Annotated in this window: 16 protein-coding genes; 7 read left to right on the forward strand and 9 right to left on the reverse strand. The window is 70.2% G+C overall.

Annotated elements, in window-relative coordinates; all coding sequences use genetic code 11:
* The first annotated feature begins 90 nt into the window (after positions 1-90).
* Positions 91-630 (forward strand): TetR/AcrR family transcriptional regulator, encoded by a 540-nt coding sequence (locus BCF44_RS38640; RefSeq protein ID WP_116179464.1) that lies wholly within the window; start codon positions 91-93, stop codon positions 628-630.
* 18 nt (positions 631-648) lie between these two features.
* Here the strand turns inward: BCF44_RS38640 and BCF44_RS58030 are convergent, their stop codons facing one another.
* The 3 genes from BCF44_RS58030 to BCF44_RS38655 all read right to left on the reverse strand — a co-directional run bounded on the left by BCF44_RS58030 (position 649) and on the right by BCF44_RS38655 (position 3,860).
* Positions 649-1,965, reverse strand: coding sequence for a ricin-type beta-trefoil lectin domain protein (locus tag BCF44_RS58030; protein WP_116179465.1), 1,317 nt, complete (start codon positions 1,963-1,965; stop codon positions 649-651).
* 303 nt (positions 1,966-2,268) lie between these two features.
* Positions 2,269-2,721 (reverse strand): Lrp/AsnC family transcriptional regulator, encoded by a 453-nt coding sequence (locus BCF44_RS38650; protein ID WP_116179466.1) that lies wholly within the window; start codon positions 2,719-2,721, stop codon positions 2,269-2,271.
* Positions 2,718-3,860: a M24 family metallopeptidase gene (locus BCF44_RS38655; RefSeq protein WP_116179467.1), complete on the reverse strand. Its 1,143-nt coding sequence runs from the start codon at positions 3,858-3,860 to the stop codon at positions 2,718-2,720. Before BCF44_RS38655 ends, BCF44_RS38650 begins: the two co-directional genes overlap by 4 nt.
* Positions 3,861-4,175: 315 nt before the next feature.
* On the opposite strand from BCF44_RS38655, the gene BCF44_RS38660 reads away from it, so the two are divergent.
* A complete protein-coding gene (locus BCF44_RS38660; RefSeq protein WP_147328787.1) occupies positions 4,176-4,382 on the forward strand; it encodes a hypothetical protein in 207 nt (68 codons plus the stop codon).
* A 9-nt stretch (positions 4,383-4,391) separates the two neighbouring features.
* On the opposite strand, the gene BCF44_RS38665 is transcribed toward BCF44_RS38660, so the two are convergent.
* A complete protein-coding gene (locus BCF44_RS38665) occupies positions 4,392-5,621 on the reverse strand; it encodes an MFS transporter (protein WP_147328788.1) in 1,230 nt (409 codons plus the stop codon).
* Positions 5,606-6,151 (reverse strand): winged helix-turn-helix domain-containing protein, encoded by a 546-nt coding sequence (locus BCF44_RS38670; protein ID WP_116179470.1) that lies wholly within the window; start codon positions 6,149-6,151, stop codon positions 5,606-5,608. The genes BCF44_RS38665 and BCF44_RS38670 overlap by 16 nt, the downstream gene beginning before the upstream one ends.
* A gap of 96 nt (positions 6,152-6,247) precedes the next feature.
* On the opposite strand from BCF44_RS38670, the gene BCF44_RS38675 reads away from it, so the two are divergent.
* The 3 genes from BCF44_RS38675 to BCF44_RS38685 are packed head-to-tail and all read left to right on the forward strand — an operon-like array spanning position 6,248 to position 11,165.
* Positions 6,248-7,189, forward strand: a complete 942-nt coding sequence (locus BCF44_RS38675; RefSeq protein WP_116179471.1) for a 5'-3' exonuclease — start codon at positions 6,248-6,250, stop codon at positions 7,187-7,189.
* Positions 7,190-7,208: 19 nt separating this feature from the next.
* A complete protein-coding gene (locus BCF44_RS38680) occupies positions 7,209-10,193 on the forward strand; it encodes an NACHT domain-containing protein (protein WP_116179472.1) in 2,985 nt (994 codons plus the stop codon).
* 27 nt (positions 10,194-10,220) lie between these two features.
* A complete protein-coding gene (locus tag BCF44_RS38685) occupies positions 10,221-11,165 on the forward strand; it encodes a hypothetical protein (RefSeq protein WP_147328789.1) in 945 nt (314 codons plus the stop codon).
* Here the strand turns inward: BCF44_RS38685 and BCF44_RS38690 are convergent.
* Entirely contained in the window at positions 11,152-11,652 is a 501-nt protein-coding gene (locus BCF44_RS38690) for a GrpB family protein (RefSeq protein WP_116179474.1), read from the reverse strand. The genes BCF44_RS38685 and BCF44_RS38690 overlap by 14 nt on opposite strands.
* Positions 11,649-12,917 (reverse strand): MFS transporter, encoded by a 1,269-nt coding sequence (locus BCF44_RS38695; RefSeq protein WP_246016055.1) that lies wholly within the window; start codon positions 12,915-12,917, stop codon positions 11,649-11,651. Before BCF44_RS38695 ends, BCF44_RS38690 begins: the two co-directional genes overlap by 4 nt.
* A gap of 81 nt (positions 12,918-12,998) precedes the next feature.
* On the opposite strand from BCF44_RS38695, the gene BCF44_RS38700 reads away from it, so the two are divergent.
* On the forward strand, positions 12,999-13,274 hold the full coding sequence (locus tag BCF44_RS38700) for a YggT family protein (RefSeq protein ID WP_116179475.1): 276 nt from the start codon (positions 12,999-13,001) through the stop codon (positions 13,272-13,274).
* Here the strand turns inward: BCF44_RS38700 and BCF44_RS38705 are convergent.
* Positions 13,264-13,830, reverse strand: coding sequence for a TetR family transcriptional regulator (locus BCF44_RS38705; RefSeq protein WP_211353417.1), 567 nt, complete (start codon positions 13,828-13,830; stop codon positions 13,264-13,266). The genes BCF44_RS38700 and BCF44_RS38705 overlap by 11 nt on opposite strands.
* Before the next feature lie 65 nt (positions 13,831-13,895).
* Here BCF44_RS38705 and BCF44_RS38710 point away from each other — a divergent pair, with 65 nt between their 5' ends.
* Positions 13,896-14,789, forward strand: a complete 894-nt coding sequence (locus BCF44_RS38710; protein WP_116179477.1) for an oxidoreductase — start codon at positions 13,896-13,898, stop codon at positions 14,787-14,789.
* On the opposite strand, the gene BCF44_RS38715 is transcribed toward BCF44_RS38710, so the two are convergent.
* Positions 14,779-17,277, reverse strand: coding sequence for a bifunctional lysylphosphatidylglycerol flippase/synthetase MprF (locus tag BCF44_RS38715; RefSeq protein ID WP_116179478.1), 2,499 nt, complete (start codon positions 17,275-17,277; stop codon positions 14,779-14,781). The genes BCF44_RS38710 and BCF44_RS38715 overlap by 11 nt on opposite strands.
* Positions 17,278-17,279 lie beyond the last annotated feature (2 nt).

A 17,279-nucleotide genomic window follows, 5' to 3' on the forward strand; every position in this document is an offset into this window, starting at 1 on the left:
TGGTGGCACTTTGTCCGAAGGGGCTTGAATTCAGTCCTCACTGAAGTCATAGTACTACTGTACGTACCTAGCGGTAGGTACAGTTCAGGCATGTCCACCCGCGACCGGCTGGTCGAGAGCACCCGCGAGCTGCTCCGGGAGCGCGGCTACACCGGCACCAGCCCCAAGGCCATCCAGCAGCGCGCGGACGCCGGCCAGGGCAGCATGTACCACCACTTCGCCGGCAAGCAGGACCTCGCACTGGCCGCCATCGAGCGCAACAACGAGGAGATGACGGCCGTCGCCGAGCGGGAGCTGTCCGCGCCCGGCACGCCGTACGAGCGCATCGAGGCCTGGCTGCGCCGCGAACGGGAGATCCTGCGCGGCTGCCCGATGGGCGTGCTCGCGCAGGATCCGGAGATCGTCGGCTCCGACGATCTCCGCTCCCCCGTCGCCGGGCACTTCGAGTGGCTGCGCGGCCGGCTGCGGGACGTCCTGGCCGAGGGCGACCTGGACGTGCGCCTCGCCGACACGCTGATGGCGGTCCTCCAGGGCGGCTACGTGCTGGCGCGCGCCGCCAATGACACCCGGCCGTTCGAGGACGCCATCGAAGGCGCCGTCGGCTTGCTGGAACGGGCGGCCGCCGGCTAACGGCCGCCCGTCAGCGGACTACGGCAGATGCCAACTCTGGTTGGCGCCGCCGTTGCAGTCCCAGATCTGCAGCTGGGTGCCCGGTGTCGTGGATGACGCCGGGTCGTCCAGGCACTTGTTCGACTGCGGGTTGTACAGCGAGCCGTTGGACTGCGGTATCCACACCTGGGCCGCGGTGTTGTTGCAGTCGTACAGCTGGACCAGCGTTCCGTTGGCGGTGCCGCCGCTGGTGATGTCCATGCACTTGCCCAGCACGTGCAGCGTGGTGCCGGCCTGCACGAAGGTCCACTGCTGCGCGTTGGTGCCGTTGCAGGTGTAGATCTGGATCGGGTTGCCGTTGGCGGTGCTGGCCGAGCGGTCGTCGACGCAGAGGCCGGCGATGCCGGTGATCGCGCCGCCGCCGGGCGGAGGCGGGTTACCGCCACCGCCGTTGGTGGTGTAGGCCGCCACGTACTGGACGGTCATCGTGCCGCCGGAGGTGGTCGCGCCGGTCGGCGTGGTGCAGCCGCACACGCCGTTCGGGAAGGCGCCGCCCATCGCCAGGTCGAACAGGATGGTCAGGTTGTGGTCGTAGGCCTGCTGCCAGGTGCTGGTGCCGACCTGGCCCTCGGTGACGGTGAAGTACGCGTTGCCGTCGAGGTAGAACGTGATCGACTCGTTGGACGTGTTGGTGCGGTCCAGGATCATCGTGTACGTGTGGAAGCCGGACTGGCAGCCGCCGCAGTTCTGCAGCCCGCTGCCGATGCCGTTGCCCTCGTTGCAGGGGCCGCCGGGCGACACTCCACAGTGGATGGTTCCGGCGACCTGGGACCGGGCGTTGACGTCCTCCATGATGTCGATCTCGCCGTTCTCCGGCCACTGGCCCTGACCCAGCATCCAGAACGCCGGCCAGTAGCCGAGGCCGCCGGTGGGCTGCTGCAGGGAGGCGGTCACCTCGAGCTTGCCGCCGGCGGGCGCGCCCGCCACCGCGGAGGGCGTCTGGATGCGGCCGGAGGTCCAGTTGCTGCCGGAGCCGATCGCGGTGATGTCCAGGTTGCCGTTGCCGTCGAGATGGACGTTCTGGGTGGAGCTGGTCATGGTCTCGATCTCGCCGGTGCCGAAGTTCGAGCCGGGACCGGTGTTGTACATCCAGTTCGACGTGTTCACGCCGGCGCCCGCGGCGCCGTTGAAGTCGTCGCTGAACACGGTGGTCCAGCCGGACGGCGGGGGCGGCACGGCGCCCTGCGCGGGCGCATTGCCGAAGGCGGTGAGCAGGACCGTCAGCGCACCGGTGGCAAGCAGCGCCGTGGTGCGTCTGAACAGGGTTTTCCGTTGCAGGGTGGACGTGAGAATCATCGTTGACTCCACGGGTCGGCGATTCGGGGCAGGGGCAGCCGAATTCCCATGGAAGCGCTCCCACGGATTTCCGGCAATAGCCCGTTCGACCGCCGGACTCCGCCTTTCGGCCCAGCGGAACCGGACTTCCGGGCCGGAAAACGGGAAAAGGCGCCGTGACCGATCGCCACGACGCCTGCCCGAGCCGCCTCGCCGACCGCCGCTGGACCCCCATCCAGACGGGCGGCGCGCGCCCGTCAGCCACTGTCCCCGTTACGGGACGTCAAGAACTCCGCTCATCGAGTGATGATGGGATCTTGTCGGTCACACCCCGGGCGGCCGGTCCTCGTACGGCGTGGACAACACGACCGTCGTTCGGGTGGACACGTTGGCCTGCTCGCGGATCTGGCGCAGCAGCTCCTCCAGCGCGCTCGGCCCGGCCACCCGCACCTTCAGCACGTACGAGGCGTCGCCGGCGACCGAGTAGCAGGCCTCGATCGCGTTGAGGTGCTCCAGGCGCTGCGGGTAGTCGTCCGGCGCGGCCGGATCGATCGGCGTCAGCGAGATGAACGCCGTGAGCGGCAGGCCGACCTGCTCGCCGTCGACGCGGGCCGCGTAGCCCTTGAGCACACCGCGCTGCTCCAGCCGCCGGACCCGCTGGTGCACGGCCGAGACGCTCAGCCCCACCCGCTCCGCGAGCACGGTGAAGCTGCACCGGCCGTCGGCCGTCAGCTCGCGCAGGATGGCGCGGTCGATCGGTTCGAGGGGCGTCGTCACGAGGGCAGCACCACCAGGTCGTGGGGGCGGGTGTTCAGCCGGACCGCCCCCTCCTCGCTGACCACGACGATGTCCTCGATGCGCGCGCCCCAGCGCCCGGGTAGGTAGATGCCGGGCTCGATGCTGAACGCCATGCCGACCTCCAGCACCAGGTCGTTGCCGCTGACGATGTACGGGTCCTCGTGGACGTCCAGGCCGATGCCGTGGCCGGTGCGGTGCACGAAGAACTCGCCGAAACCCGCGTCGGCGATGACGTCGCGGGCCGCCGCGTCCACGGACTCGGCGGTCACGCCCGGCTCGACGGCGTCGACCGCCGCCTGCTGCGCGTCCTTCAGGACCTTGTACGTGTCGAGCACGTCGTCGAATCCGGGCACGCCCACCGAGTACACGCGCGTGGAGTCGGAGTTGTAGCCCTCGGGCACGGGGCCACCGATGTCGACCACCACCACGTCGCCGGCCTCGATCACCCGGTCGGAGACGCCGTGGTGCGGGCTTGCGCCGTTGGGGCCGGAGCCGACGATGACGAACTCCGCCACCGTGTGCCCCTCCTCCACGATCGCCGCCGCGATGTCCGCGCCGACCTCCTCCTCGGTGCGGCCCGGGCGTAGCCACTCGCCCATCCGCGCATGCACGCGGTCGATCGCCGCTCCGGCCTTGCGCAGCGCCTCGATCTCGCCGGCGTCCTTGCGCATCCGCAACTCGCGCAGCACCGGGCCGGCCAGGCTCTGCCGCGCGTCCGGCAGCGCATCGCGGAGCCCCAGGGTGTGCAGCGCCGGCATCATGTCGGTCACGCTCACCGACTTCGGCCCCTTGAGCAGGTCGGCAACCAGCTTGTACGGGTCCTCGCCGTCGACCCACGTCGCCGCGTGCACGCCGAGCTCGTCGGTCGGCACGCCCGCGTAGCCCGGGTGCTCCAGCTTGGGCACGACCAGCGCGGGCTCGGCCGCGCTGCCGGCCGCCGGCAGAACCAGACAGGTCAGCCGCTCGAACGACGAGCCGCCGGCGCCGAGCAGATAGCGCAGGTCGGAGCCGGGGGACAAGAGCAGGGCGTCGACGCCGGCCGCGGCGGCCGCCTCGGCGGCCCGGCGGAAGCGGTCACGGAGGGACTCGACGTCGATCGGGGCTGCGCTGACGGACATGAGCCAAGAGCCTAGCGAGGCCGGCGGACATGCGGATCATGCGTTCGACCGGCCCGCCGCCCGATCGTGTAGATCTGGATAACTTTCTGGTCACCCGGGGTGCACACGTCCAGATGGCGGATGTTTCTAGCGCTGAACCCCGGTTAACTCCATACCTGTCACCCGATTGGGGGCTCAAGTCGACGAGAGTCGGCCGGCCAGTAGACAGAGAGTGACCACAGGGAGTTGATGATGTTCGTTTTGTGGACGTCAGGCCTCTTCGTGGCGGCGCTCGGTTGCTGGGCCCACATCATTCACCCGTCCCCGACACGGGCCGTGACGAGGCCGCTGAGCCTGCGCCGCACCCGGCGGTCCACCGACCGCCTGCTCCGCGAGCTGGCCGAGTCGGGCCAGCTGGTGGCGCCGCTGCCCCGCCGCGAGGACGACGTGCTGTGCACCGCCCGTGTGACGATCGTCGACCGGCGGATCGGCACCCCCGAACCCGAGTCGTCAGGCAACCGCACCCCCGACGTGGTTGCCTGACGACTCGCCTCACACCGGCACGGGCTCGTCCAGCCGGCGCCAGACCCGGAACACGAACGGGCACATCGTCACCGTCAGATACAGGGCCGCGGACAGCAGCAGCGCCGACGTCAGCCCGAACAGCTCCACCACCGCGCCGCCCAGCAGCGCCCCCACCGGCATCCCGGCCAGCGCGCCGGCGCTCACCACGCCGAACACCCTGCCGCGCATCGTCTCCGGCACGCGGGCGAACAGCTGGCTCAGCAGGATCGGGTTGATCGCGCCGAAGGCGAAAGACGTCACCGCGATCGTGGTGACCAGCACCGCGAGCGGCGGCGCGGCCGCCATCACCACCAGTCTCGGCGCGCCGGCCAGCAGGAACGCGACCGCGTAGGTCCCCCACTTGGGCAGTCGGCCGCCGATCGCGCCATAGGCGATGACGCCCGCGAGGGCGGCGGCGGTGGACGTGCCGACGAGGACTCCCAGCAGCACGCTGCTGTGCAGGACCCGGTCGCCGAACGTCGGCAGCAACACCGACGTGTACGCCCCGTCCAGCATGTTCGTGATCATCACCATGGACACCACCGCCGCCAGCAGCCCGTCGCCGCGCAGGTAGCTGAGCCCTTCGCGGAGCTCGGTGAGGTGGCCGGCGACGGACCAGGGCTTCGGCTCGTCGCGTTCGAGGTGCACGCGGACGAAGACGGCCGTCATCAGCACCGACACCAGGTAGCTCGCCGAGTCGACGTACAGCACCTGCGCCGGGCCCAGCAGCGCGATCAGCACGCCGACCAGAGCGCCGCCCAGGAATCGGCCGGTGCGGGCCGCGCCCTCCTGCCAGCTCGACGCCCGTGCGATCGGGACACCGGCCACCCTCGCCGCCGACGGCAGCAGCGCGTCCTCCGCCGTGGCGCCCGGCGCCCTGGTCAGGCCTTGGAGGGCCACTACCAGCACCAATGCCCACAACGGCAGCGCGCCAGCGAGCGCCAGCGTCGGGATCAGGCCGACCAGGACCGCCGCCACCAGGTCGGAGCCGATGCTGACCAGGCGTGGCTGGATGCGGTCCACGATCGGGCCGCTGAGCGCGGAGGACACCGTCAGACCAGCTACCCCGGCCGCCGCGACCAGGCCCGTCTGCGCGGGACTGCCGGTCGTGTGCAGGACGAACCACGGAATGGACAGTGCCGTCATCGCGGTGCCGGCGAGCGACACCGTCGTGCCCGTGAGCAGGGCTAACAGCGGCGCCTTCACGGGCGTTTCCACGGGAACCCCTGGATCTGCACGATCACCGTCTCGTCGCCGGTCCGCTCCGCGCGGCGGTACTTGTTCACGACGTCGTGCAGTTCGGTGCGCATCGCCTTGAGCTCCGCCGGCGTCAACGGCAGGTCCTGGTCGGACATCACGAACGACTCCCGCCAGGCATCCGACCAGTCGTCCGCCAGGAACGTCGTCATCCGCCGGTATGCGCCGGAGGCGATCTCGTACAGGTAGGCCGCCAGCGCGCCGGCCGACTCCGTGTCGCCGCGGAAGTCCTCCATGCGCAGCTCGGTCGACTCGTAGCTCGCCTTCCACCAGCGCTCGCGCTTGTTGCCGCGCTCCGCGTCCTCCTCGATGAAGCCGTGCTCGGCCAGCTGCCGCAGGTGCCAGCTGGTCGTGCCGCTCGTCTCCCCCACCCGCTGCGCCAGCCCCGTGGCCGTCGCCGGTCCCTCCCCGCGCAGCAGGCCCAGCAGCCTGATGCGCAGCGGGTGGGCCAGCGCGCGCAGCGTCCTCGCGTCGAGCCGGATCTCGTCCATGATCTCGACGCTAGCAATCGCAGAGGATTCTCTGCAAAGGTTTCTCTGTGATCGACCCGGGTCGTTGTTGTCGGGGGTAGCTGGTTGACTTGTCCGATGACCGCTGCCCCGCTGGTGCTCCTCGACTCGGCCAGCCTGTACTTCCGGTCGTTCTTCGCGCTGCCGGACTCGATGACCTCCCCCGACGGCCAGCCGGTCAACGCCGTGCGCGGCTTCGCCGACACGGTCGCCCGCATCCTGGTCGACCGGAAGCCGTCCCGGCTGGTCGCCTGCCTCGACGCCGACTGGCGGCCCGCGTTCCGGGTCGCCGCGCTGCCGTCGTACAAGGCGCACCGGGTGGTCGAGGGCGGCGACGGGTCCGAGGAGGAGGTGCCCGACGCGCTCAGCCCGCAGGTGCCGATCATCCTCGACCTGCTCGACGCCGCCGGGCTGGCCACCGCCGAGGCCACCGGCTACGAGGCCGACGACGTCATCGGCGCGCTGGCGCATGCCGAGAAGGTCGATCCGGTCGAGGTCGTCACCGGCGACCGGGACCTGTTCCAACTCGTCCGGCACACGCCGACTCCCGTCACCGTGATGTATGTCGGCCGGGGGTGGAACAAGGTCGAGATCATCGGCCCCGCCGAGCTCGCCGTGAAGTACGCCCTGCCCGCGGAGTTCGCCGGCGACGCCTACGCCGACATGGCCGTGCTGCGCGGGGATCCGTCCGACGGCCTGCCCGGCGTGGCCGGCATCGGCGAGAAGACCGCCGCCAAGCTGATCACCGACTTCGGCTCCCTGGACGCCGTGATCGCCGCCGTCTACGACGGCCGGGACCGGCGGCTCACCGCTCGCGTCCGTACCAAGCTGTCCGAGGCCGCCGACTACCTCGCCGCCGCGCCGACAGTCGTGCGGGTGGCCGTGGACGCCCCGGTCGTGCTGGACCGTCCCGATGCGGTGCCGGCCGGCGCCGCCGACGTGGACCGGTTGATGGCGTTGAAGAAGCGGTGGAACCTGGGCACCTCGATCGACCGTCTCATCGCTGCGTTGAAGCGGTAGGCGGCCGGGAGGTCTGGGGATGGCTCGTGGGCTGACGTACCGGGACGCCGCCGTGCTGCTGGGCGGCGGCCCCGAGACGAAGGTGGTCGCCGCCCTGGACAAGCTGTGTGGCGGGGCTTTGCTGGTGGCGTCCGTGTTCAACCCGGTCTTCGCACTCAGCCTGTTCGACGCGAAGGCCGAGCTGTTCAAGCTGAGCACAGACCTGATCGGTGGCCTCGGTGAACGAATCCGCGGTCTCAACCGCTACGACCGCACCCGGAGGTTGGAAGCGGCCAACGTGGTCACGGTGATGGCCGCCTTCTTCGAGTGCGTGAACAAGATCGACATGCCGCCGGAGTTCCGCCCGACCAAGGCCGAGCAGGTGCTCGTCGCCGTCGACGCCGGGGTTCCGTTCCTCGAAGGCGAGTTGCTGAGCAGCGCCCCGCCCATCCCGATGCCCAGCATGCCGCAAGGACAGCACGCGGTCGCGCTGCGCGCGCATTACATGCGGCTGACCTTGCAGGTGGAGACCTTCGTCCAGGGCCTGGCCATGTGGGCGGAGCTGTCCCCCGAGGCGCGACGGGCGATCGAGGACGATCTTCACGCCGTGCCGGATCGTGCCGTCGCGCGGTACGAGGAGATGTTCCGCCGGCTGGCCCTGGACTTCCCCGAGTTCGCCTTCTGGGCCAACCAGCTCGACCACCAGGCGACCCGCACGCAGGTCGAGCTGGCGTTCACGGGTCTGGCCACGTCACTCGAACGCCTGCGCATCGGCCGTGATCCCGAAGGCACACGCGTCCAGCTCGCCCGGAGTCACCAGGCCGTGCTTCGGCGGCGCGGCCGGGAGTTCGGGGACATGCGGGAGCCGGCGATCGAGCGCTGCTACGTCAACCCGAACTTTCGGGTGGGGCAGCCGCGGCTCGACGAGATCACCAGCACCGACTGGTGGGACGAGCAGCCGCTGCGCACCGATCTCCAGGACTTCCTCGTCGGACACCTGACCTCCCCAATGGCGGCGGAGGCGCCACTGGTGGTGCTCGGGCATCCCGGTGCGGGCAAGTCGCTGCTCACACAGATGCTGGCCGCCCGCTTACCGGCCAGCGACTTCCTCACCGTGCGGGTGCCACTGCGCGACGTGCCGGCGGACGCCGATCTCCAGACCCAGCTCGAGTACACCATTCGCAACGACACCGGTGCCGACACGACGTGGCCGGAGCTCGTGGCGACGGCCGGCGACGCGATGCCGGTGGTGCTGCTGGACGGCTTCGACGAACTGCTCCAGGCCACCGGGCAGAGCCAGTCCAACTACCTGGAGCGCATCGCCGCGTTCCAGCAGCGCGAGGCCGACCTGGGCCGCCCGCTCGCGGTGGTCGTCACCAGCCGTCTGACCGTCGCCGACCGGGCGCGGCCGGTGTTCGGCGTCGTCACGCTGCTGCTGGATTCCTTTGACGACAAGCAGATCGAGCTCTGGCTGCGTGCCTGGAACGACTGCAACGCCGCCGCCCTGACCGCGCGTGGCGCACGCCCGCTGCCGTTGGCGACGGCGCTGCGGTACGAGGACCTGGCGCGACAACCGTTGCTGCTCTTACTACTTGCGCTCTACGACTCCGACGCCAACGCCCTGCACAACGCGGAACGGTTACACGAGGCGGACCTCTACGAACGGCTGCTCACCAACTTCACCCGCCGAGAGGTGCTGAAAGCCGGCGATTCGCTCTCCGAGGCCGAGTTGGACCAGGCGGTGGCACGGGAGATGCTGCACCTGTCGGTGGTCGCGTTCGCCATGTTCAACCGCAACCAGTTGTGGGTCACCGAGTCCGAGCTGGCCCCCGACCTGGCCGCGCTGATCGACCAGCCGACCCCCGCCGAACTGCTGGTCGGCCGGTTCTATTTCGTGTACGTCGCCCAGGCCACCCACGACCGGAAACGCCTCAAGACGTACGAGTTCCTGCACGCCACCTTCGGCGAGTTCCTCGTCGCGCGGTTGGTAGTGCAGGAACTCGACAACCTCGTCGCCGCCACCCGCGTCCCCAGCACCCCGGGCCGTCCGCGCCCCATCAACGACCAGTTCCTGCACGCCCTGCTGTCCTTCACACCCCTCACCATGCGGCTCACCGTCGTGGACTTCGTCGGCACCATGCTCGACAGCCGCCCGGACGCCGACCAGATCACCGCCCTGCTGCTGGACCTGTTCCACGTGGCGCTGATGCCCCGACATTTCCCACCACTGGATTACCTGCCGGCGAGGCTGCCAGTGCCGGAGCGAGTGGCGGCATACTCGGCCAACCTGTTCGTGCTGGCGGCGTTGGCAGCCGGCGAACTCACCAGCACCCAGCTGTTCCCCGGCCGCGAAGACCACGCGATCGAGTGGACCCGGACCGCCCAGCTGTGGCGGTCGCAGCTCCCGTCAGAAGGCTGGACCACACTCGCCTCCGCCTTCTCCACCTTCCGCGAGTGGGATAATCGCACCCGAGTCATCCGACTTGTCCCCGGCGATGAGGCCACAGAAGACACAATCAATCCGCACTGGACCTTCGACACGGACCTCGAAGAATGGGACTTCCCGTGTGGCATCCGCTACGACAACGACTGGGTCATGCGTGCGGAGGTTGAGTTCGCCGGCGGTCGGCTGCAAGAGATCGGGCTGCACAACCTGGAGCCGTTCACCGGTGAGCTCGGCAACCTGCTGATGACGTTCCATGACATACCAGGCAAAGGACTGGTGAGCGCCGCGCGGTTACTCATCGAGCTGTGGCTGGCATCGGGTCAGCGCGCCGACCCGGCGGCGTTAGGCGACGAGTACAAGGCCTGTCTGCGATTCGCAGCAGATGGATTCGCGCCGCCTGATGAACAGACCCTCCGCGCGTTCCGCGATCTCGTCGTGCATCAGCTCAAGTACGACAGATACCGGCTTCCCAAGGGATGGATCCAGGAGACGGCGGACACGATTGAGCAAGCGGGCGAGTACGAGCTCAGCCAAGATGCGCGGGAGTTCATCGAGGAGCTGCGGCAGATCCGCGACTGAAACCCGGCGACACGGGTAGTCCCTTGTATGCACCGACGACTGGGGAAGGTACTGCCGGCGGCGCTGCTCGCGACGGTGATGGCCGGATGCGGACACTCGCCGGCTGCGGCGCCAGTGGCAAAGCCTACGGAGAAGACGACCACGCCGCCGGCAACGACGACGGCACCGCCGGCAACGACCACGCAGGCACCGGAACTGCCGTTGGGTGGGCGGACGGTTTTCCCGAACTACCGGGTGGTGGCCTACTACGGGACCGCCGGCACTTCGGCGTTGGGGGTGCTCGGGCAGGGCTCACCGGAGCAGGCGGCCGGGGCGATTGACCAGGCGGCGCAGCGGTTTGCGACGCCGGACCGGAAGGTGCAGCCGGCGATGGAGTTCATCGCCACGGTGGCCGACCACTCTCCCGGCCCGGCGGGAGCGTACAGCCACGACGTGGCGGTGGCGCAAGTCCAGCGGTACCTGGACGCGGCGCGGAGCCACCATCAGCTGTTCATCCTGGACATCCAACCGGGACACCGGGACTTCCTGTCGGCGGTTCAGCCGTGGCAGAACCTCCTCGCCCAACCGGACGTGGGGCTGGCGCTGGACGCGGAGTGGCGGATGCCGGAGGGCAAGGTGCCGGGCGAAGCGATCGGGCACGTCGAGGTGCCGGAGGTGAACCAGGTGCTGGACTGGACGGCGAACCTGACCAGAAGCGGTGACCTGCCGCAGAAGGTGGTGCTGCTGCACATGTTCCGGTCCACGATGATCACCGACCTGAACGCGATCACCGAGCACCCGGAGCTTGCGCTGGTGCAACACCTGGACGGGTTCGGCGGCGTCCAGACCAAGATGGACGTCTACCACAACCTGGCCGATCCGCAGCGGTTTCACATGGGGTTCAAGCTCTTCTACACCGAGGATCACCCGCTGCTGGGCCCGGGTGAGGTGCTGGCGATGAAGCCGCAGCCGGAGTTCGTCAGCTATCAGTGAGCGCCGATGCCACGATCCGGGTGATGAAGGCGGACTTGGCGGCAGAGTAGCCGACACGGTCGTCGCCGAACCGCTCGGCGAGGAACCGCTTGAGCTCGGCGTACGCGCGGGCGGTGTCGGGATGGGTGCGCAGGTAGTCGCGGAACGCCAGCACGGTGAGAAAACACGCGTTGTCGGCGGCGGAGACGCAGAGGTGGTGCGGCGGCGCACCGTCGGGGGCGGCGAACGACTCCCTGCCCTTGATGCCGAGATCGCCCTCGTAGCGGTAGCCCAGCGGGTCCAGCGCGCCGATCACCGACGGCAGGTGGTCCAGGGTGTCCACCACGACCGTCAGGTCGACGACGGGCTTGGCGGCCAGGCCCGGCACGGCGGTGCTGCCGACGTGCTCGATGCGACGGGCTATGCCCGGTAACGCGTCGCCGACGCGATCGCGCAGGGCAGCGAACACCGCCGGCCAGCTCGGGTCGTAGTCGACGATCTCGATCATGCGGCGGTCCGCAGTCTCGACACGAGTCCGGCGCCGGCCACCATGACCAGGCCGATGGTGACCAGGCCCCAGGTGGCCGAGCCGAACAGGTCGGTCATCCAGCCCACCCAGTACGGCCCGAGGAAGCCGGACAGGTTGCCGATGGAGTTGATCACACCGATGCCGGCGGCCACCGCGGCGCCGGACAGGAACGCGGACGGCAGCGTCCAGAAGCAGGGGAACGCGGCCATCACGCCGATCGCGCACGCGCAGAGCCCGAGGTAGCCGAGCCACGGCGCGGTGGTCAGGAAGGCGGTCACGGCCAGCAGTACGCCACCGGCGGCCATCGGGACCAGGGTGTGGGGCACAGGTCGCCCGATCCGATCACACCGACGACCCCACCAGACCATCGCAATCGCGCCAATGGCGTAGGGCACTGCGGTCAACAGCGTCACCGTCAGATTGTCCTTGATGGCCAAACTGGTCTTGAGGATGGTCGGCATCCAGAAACCCAGCCCGTACAGGCCGAAGGCGATCGCGAAGTACACCAGCCCGAGCGCGATGACCCGCGGGTGCAGGACCGCCCGGCGCACGGGCATCGCCGGCACCGCGGCCTCCTCGGCCGCCACCGTGTCGGTGATCCAGGCGCGCTCGTCGGCGCTGAGCCAGCGGGCGTCGGCCGGACGGTCGGGCAGCAGCCACAGCAGCAGCGCGCCCAGCACGATCGACGGCAGCCCTTCCACCAGGAACAACCAGCGCCAGCCGGCCAGGCCGAACGTGCCGTCCAGGCCCAGCAGCAGGCCGCCGAGCGGAGCGCCGATGGCCGTGGACAGCGGAACCGCGATCATGAACAGGCCGGTGACGGTCGCCCGCCGCGCCGCCGGGAACCAGTACGACAGGTAGAGGATCATGCCCGGGAAGAAGCCGGCCTCGGCGACGCCGAGCAGGAAGCGCAGCACGTAGAAGCTGACCTCGCCCTGGATCGCCGCGCAGGCGGCGGCCACGATCCCCCACACGACCATGATCCGGGCCATCCACACCCGCGCGCCGACCCGGTGCAGCACCAGATTGCTCGGCGCGTCCAGCAGCACGTAGCCGACGAACAGCAGGCCCGCGCCGAAGCCGTACGCCGTCGCCGACAGGCCGAGCTGGCGGTTCATGGTGAGCGCGGCCACCGCGAGGTTGGTCCGGTCGAGGTACGCGAAGAAGTAGCAGACCGCCATCAGCGGCACGAGCCGCCAGGTCGCCCTGGCCAGCGCGCGCTCCCCCACCTCGCTGGTGATCACCCGCTGAGCGTATCGACAGGGTCGACCCGGACACTTCCGAATCGCCCGGGACGTTGAGGGGGAAAGGACGAAGGAGACGAGATGGGCCTGATCGCAACGCTGCTCGGCCTCGTGGTGTCGCTGTTCATCCTGCTGCTGATCGTCCGGATGGTGCTGGACTGGGTGGCGATGGCCGGCCGCGGGCCCTACTGGACGGTCCGCGCCCGGGCGCTCGCCCACGCCGGCACCGAGCCGGTGATCGCGCCGGTCCGCCGGGTGCTGCCGCCGATCCGCGCCGGCGGCATCGGCATCGACCTGGCGTTCACGGTGGTGTTCGTGGCGGCGCTGATCGTGCGCGGCATCCTGTTCAGCCTGTGACGACCAAGCCCTGCTCCAGCATGGCCAGCGCGTCGCGGACGTGTTGGGCGCAGTCGGAGCCGGGCGTGGTCAGCCAGCTCTCGATCGCCACCCGCAGCGCCGCGTAGGTGGCGGCGACGAGCAGCCGGGTGCGCAGGACCTGGCGCTCGTCGGCGGCGGCCGGCAGCAGCAGGTCGACGAGTCGGCGCTCCTGCTCGACGGACCGTTCGAGGAAGGTGGCGAGCAGGGCCGGGGTGTGGGCGACGAGCTCCTGCACGCGGCGGAACTGCTCATGGTCGTCGCCGAGCGTGCCGAGGATGGCCTCGGCCAGGGTGGCGCCCTGTTCGATCGCGGCGACCACCCGATCGAACTCCCCATCGTGCACGGCCAGCAGCACAGCTTCCTTGGCGGCGAAGTAGCGGAAGAATGTGCGGGGCGAGACCTCGGCGGTGGCCGCGATCTCCTCGACGGTGGCGGCCTCGAAGCCCTTGGCCTCGAACAACGCCAGCGCGGCGTCCACCAGCGCCGCCCTGGTCTGCTGCTTCTTGCGCTCGCGCAGCCCGCACAGCTTCGTCACCCGACACAGCCTAGTCGACAAACTGTCATTTGACGCCAAGTGGCAGTCTGTGCCACTTTGGCGACATGACTCCCTGGCGCCCGGCCGACCTGCCCGACCTCACCGGCAAGACCGCGCTCGTGACCGGCGCGAACAGCGGCATCGGCTTCCACGCCGTGCTGGGCCTGGCCGAGCACGGCGCGCACGTGCTGCTCGCCGCCCGCAACCCGGAGCGCGGCGAGAAGGCCATCGCGAGCGTCCGGGAACGGCTGCCGCAGGCCAAGGTCGAGCTGGTCCGGCTGGACCTGGCCGATCTGGCCGACGTCGAGGAGACGGCGAAGGCCGTGCTGGCCGCGCACGAGCACATCGACCTGCTGATCAACAACGCCGGCGAGAAGATGGTGCCCAAGCGCCGCGAGACCAAGGACGGCTTCGAGGCCCAGTTCGGCACCAACCACCTCGGCCACTTCGCGCTGACCGGGCTGCTGCTGCCGGCGCTGCGGCCGGGCTCGCGGATCGTGAACATCACCAGCCTGGCGCACAAGTTCTTCGCGTTCGCCATCGACGACCCGCAGCAGCAGCGCCGCTACCTGGCCGGCAAGGCCTACGGCAACTCCAAGCTGGCCAACATGATCTTCACGCTGGAGCTGGACCGGCGGCTGGTCGGCCGGGACATCACCGCCGTCGCCGCGCACCCGGGCTTCGCGCTGGACCCCGGCGAGAGCCTCGGCAACCCGGTGTTCGACCTGCTGGCCAAGCCGATCATCCAGGACATGGCCGGCGGCGCGATGCCCACGCTGTACGCCGCGACCGTGCCGAACCTGCCCGGCGGCTCGTTGATCGGCCCCGGCAACCTGACGCGCACCAAGGGCGCGCCGCGGCCGGAGAAGCCGTCGTCGAAGGCGACCGATCCGGCGCTGGGCCGCCGGCTGTGGGGCCTGTCCGAGGATCTGACGGGCGTGCGCTACCTCAGTTCCTGAGCAGCTTGCCCACCAGCCGCAGCCCCTGCCGCGCCGTGAGGTGCGGCAGGTAGGCCCGGCCGATGGCGTTGCCGATCGACGGCAGCGCGGACACGTCCGGGTAGGCCATGAACAGCGGCCGGTACTCGGGCTGGAACTTGGCCTTGAACGACAGCAGCGACCGGAACCCGTACACCGGCTCCAGCGCCTTGCCGGTGACGTCCAGGATCCGTTGCAGCGCCGACACTTCCTCGCCGCGGTCCAACCGGGCCAGCGGCGCGCCGGACAGGCTGAGGAACCGGGCGCCCTCCTCCTTCAACGTCAGCGCCGCCGACGCGATCATGAACTCGGTGACGCCGCGGAAGCCGGCGCCGCGCCGCCGCATGAAGTCCAGCGTCCAGCCGACGACCTCGCCGTCCTCGTGCACGGGCAGCCAGCTGGTCACGCCGTGCACCGTGCGGTCCCGGTCCACCGCGACCAGGCAGCGCACCGACCGGTCGGCGAGTTCGTCCAGGCCGCCGAGGGTGAAGCCCATCTCGGGCATTCCCTTGTCCGCCACCCATTCCTCGGAGATCGCCCGCACCTGGTCGGTGATCGCCAGCGGCGCGTCCGGATAGGACAGCCACTCGGCGGTGATGCCCTCCTTGCCGGCCTTGTTCAGCGCGGTCCGCACGTCCTGCCACTTCTTGCCGGTGAACTCCAGGTCCGCCAAGGGAACCACGGTGTCCTCGGCGACCTGCACGGCCCGCCACCCCAGCGTGACGGCGGCGTCGCGCACGTCGGTGGTGACGCTGTACAGGCATGGCGTCCAGCCGTTGTCGGCGCAGAAGCGCTGGAATCCCTCGACGACGTCGCGGTGCAGGCCGGGATCGCCGATCGGGCCACCGGTGGTCAGCGCGACGGTCGCCGACACCCGGTACGCCAGCGCCGCCTGGCGGCAGGGCGTGAACCAGTACTGGTTGCCCGGCCAGGTCGTCATGTACGCCAGCGAGGAGCCGCCGTTCTGCTCCATCAGCTTGCGGGCGGTGACCGTGGCGTCGGCGTCCTGCACCGGCTTGGCCCGCCAGAAGCTGATCAGCAGCCCGATCAGCAGCACCGTCCAGAACACCGTGCCGGTGTACTCCCAGACGATGATCGCGAGGCCGCCGGTGGGCAGGAAGTCGATGTCGGTGAGCAGCGCGTAGCCCGGCGGCAGGTAGCGCTCGGGCAGGTCGGCCAGCAGCAGGGCCAGGTCCGGCACGGGCTTGAAGTGCGCCCGGTCCAGGTAGCCGACGCCGACGTAGACGGCCGCGGTGGCGAGGAAGGTGCCGACCAGGCCGGCCGCCAGGCGGCGGTAGGTCCGCTTCGGCGCGGTCACCGTGAACAGGCCGCGGGTCCCCAGCAGCAGCCCGCACACCGCGAACGGCAGCAGCATCGGCGGGATGTTCGGGATCACGTCGTTGAGGCTGGCGTCGGTCCCGTACAGGTAGCCGCTGACGAAGGCGACGCAGCTGATGCCGAGCATGGCGTTGAACACCAGCCCCAGCCACCACGCGAACCGCCGGCCGCGGCGCAGGCCCTCGGCGACCGCGAGCAGCAGCAGCGCCGGCGCGATCGAGGTGACCGCGGAGCCGATGCCGGTGCCCAGCGTCTCGGCCGTCACCAGCCGGCAGTTGACGGTGTCCTGGAAGCCGTTGGCGCAGTTCTCGGCCACCGACTCGGCGTCGACGCCCGGCGAGGCGAACATGATCTGCAACAGGCCCAGCGGGCCGATGGCGGACTTGGAGAACAGGGTGGCGATCGGCCCCAGCGCGGTCGCCGCGACCAGCAGCGCCACCAGCACCTTGCGCTCCGACCGGGACGAGGGGTTGATCGTCACGCGGACCGGCCGGCCCAGCAGCGTCAGCCCGATGACCAGCCCGACCACGGCGCCGGTGAACCGCACGACGTCCTGGACGGTCCCGGAGTACAGCACCAGCACGCCGGTGCCGACCAGCAGGAACAGCCGCAGCCGCCGGCGCCACAGCGCGCCCAGCCGGCCGCTGAGCGCCAGCCCGAGGCCGACGATGCCCGGCGACATGCCCAGGGTGGAGTCGCCGATGATGGACGCCGTCCACGGCTCGCCGGTCAGCGACACCAGGCGCACCAACGGGATCGCCACCAGCGTGCCGGCGATCTGGCAGGCCAGCAGCACGAGCATGCTGAGCCGGGCGCCCAGCCGCCGCTCCGCCGGCACGCCGATCACCAGCAGCAGCACCGTGGTCAGCACGTAGCCGGTGAGGTCGAAGCACCACATGCCGCTGGTGACGGCCGTCCACACCCGACCGTCGGCGAGGTCGTCCCAGGACACGGCGACCACGTCGTACAGGTTGCCCGGCGGGCCGCCGGGCAGGCTGCCGGTCACGATCGCCGTCAGCCACAGCAGGCCGATCAGACCGAGGGTGAACGGGGCGCGCCGCAGTGCCACCAGCACGCGGTCGGGCCCCACGATCCGATCGACGGAGCGCCGCCAGCCGGCGAGCGTGGTCATGA

This window comes from Kutzneria buriramensis (genome assembly GCF_003387475.1).
Classification (GTDB): Bacteria; Actinomycetota; Actinomycetes; order Mycobacteriales; family Pseudonocardiaceae; genus Kutzneria; species Kutzneria buriramensis.

Excerpts from the sequence above, each read along its gene's own strand:
- BCF44_RS38640 (WP_116179464.1), top strand. The coding sequence starts at position 91 with ATGTCCACCCGCGACCGGCTGGTCGAGAGCACCCGCGAGCTGCTCCGG.
- BCF44_RS58030 (WP_116179465.1), bottom strand. The coding sequence starts at position 1,965 with ATGATTCTCACGTCCACCCTGCAACGGAAAACCCTGTTCAGACGCACC.
- BCF44_RS38655 (WP_116179467.1), bottom strand. The coding sequence starts at position 3,860 with ATGTCCGTCAGCGCAGCCCCGATCGACGTCGAGTCCCTCCGTGACCGC.
- BCF44_RS38670 (WP_116179470.1), bottom strand. The coding sequence starts at position 6,151 with ATGGACGAGATCCGGCTCGACGCGAGGACGCTGCGCGCGCTGGCCCAC.
- BCF44_RS38675 (WP_116179471.1), top strand. The coding sequence starts at position 6,248 with ATGACCGCTGCCCCGCTGGTGCTCCTCGACTCGGCCAGCCTGTACTTC.
- BCF44_RS38680 (WP_116179472.1), top strand. The coding sequence starts at position 7,209 with ATGGCTCGTGGGCTGACGTACCGGGACGCCGCCGTGCTGCTGGGCGGC.
- BCF44_RS38685 (WP_147328789.1), top strand. The coding sequence starts at position 10,221 with ATGCACCGACGACTGGGGAAGGTACTGCCGGCGGCGCTGCTCGCGACG.
- BCF44_RS38690 (WP_116179474.1), bottom strand. The coding sequence starts at position 11,652 with ATGATCGAGATCGTCGACTACGACCCGAGCTGGCCGGCGGTGTTCGCT.
- BCF44_RS38700 (WP_116179475.1), top strand. The coding sequence starts at position 12,999 with ATGGGCCTGATCGCAACGCTGCTCGGCCTCGTGGTGTCGCTGTTCATC.
- BCF44_RS38710 (WP_116179477.1), top strand. The coding sequence starts at position 13,896 with ATGACTCCCTGGCGCCCGGCCGACCTGCCCGACCTCACCGGCAAGACC.
- BCF44_RS38715 (WP_116179478.1), bottom strand. The coding sequence starts at position 17,277 with ATGACCACGCTCGCCGGCTGGCGGCGCTCCGTCGATCGGATCGTGGGG.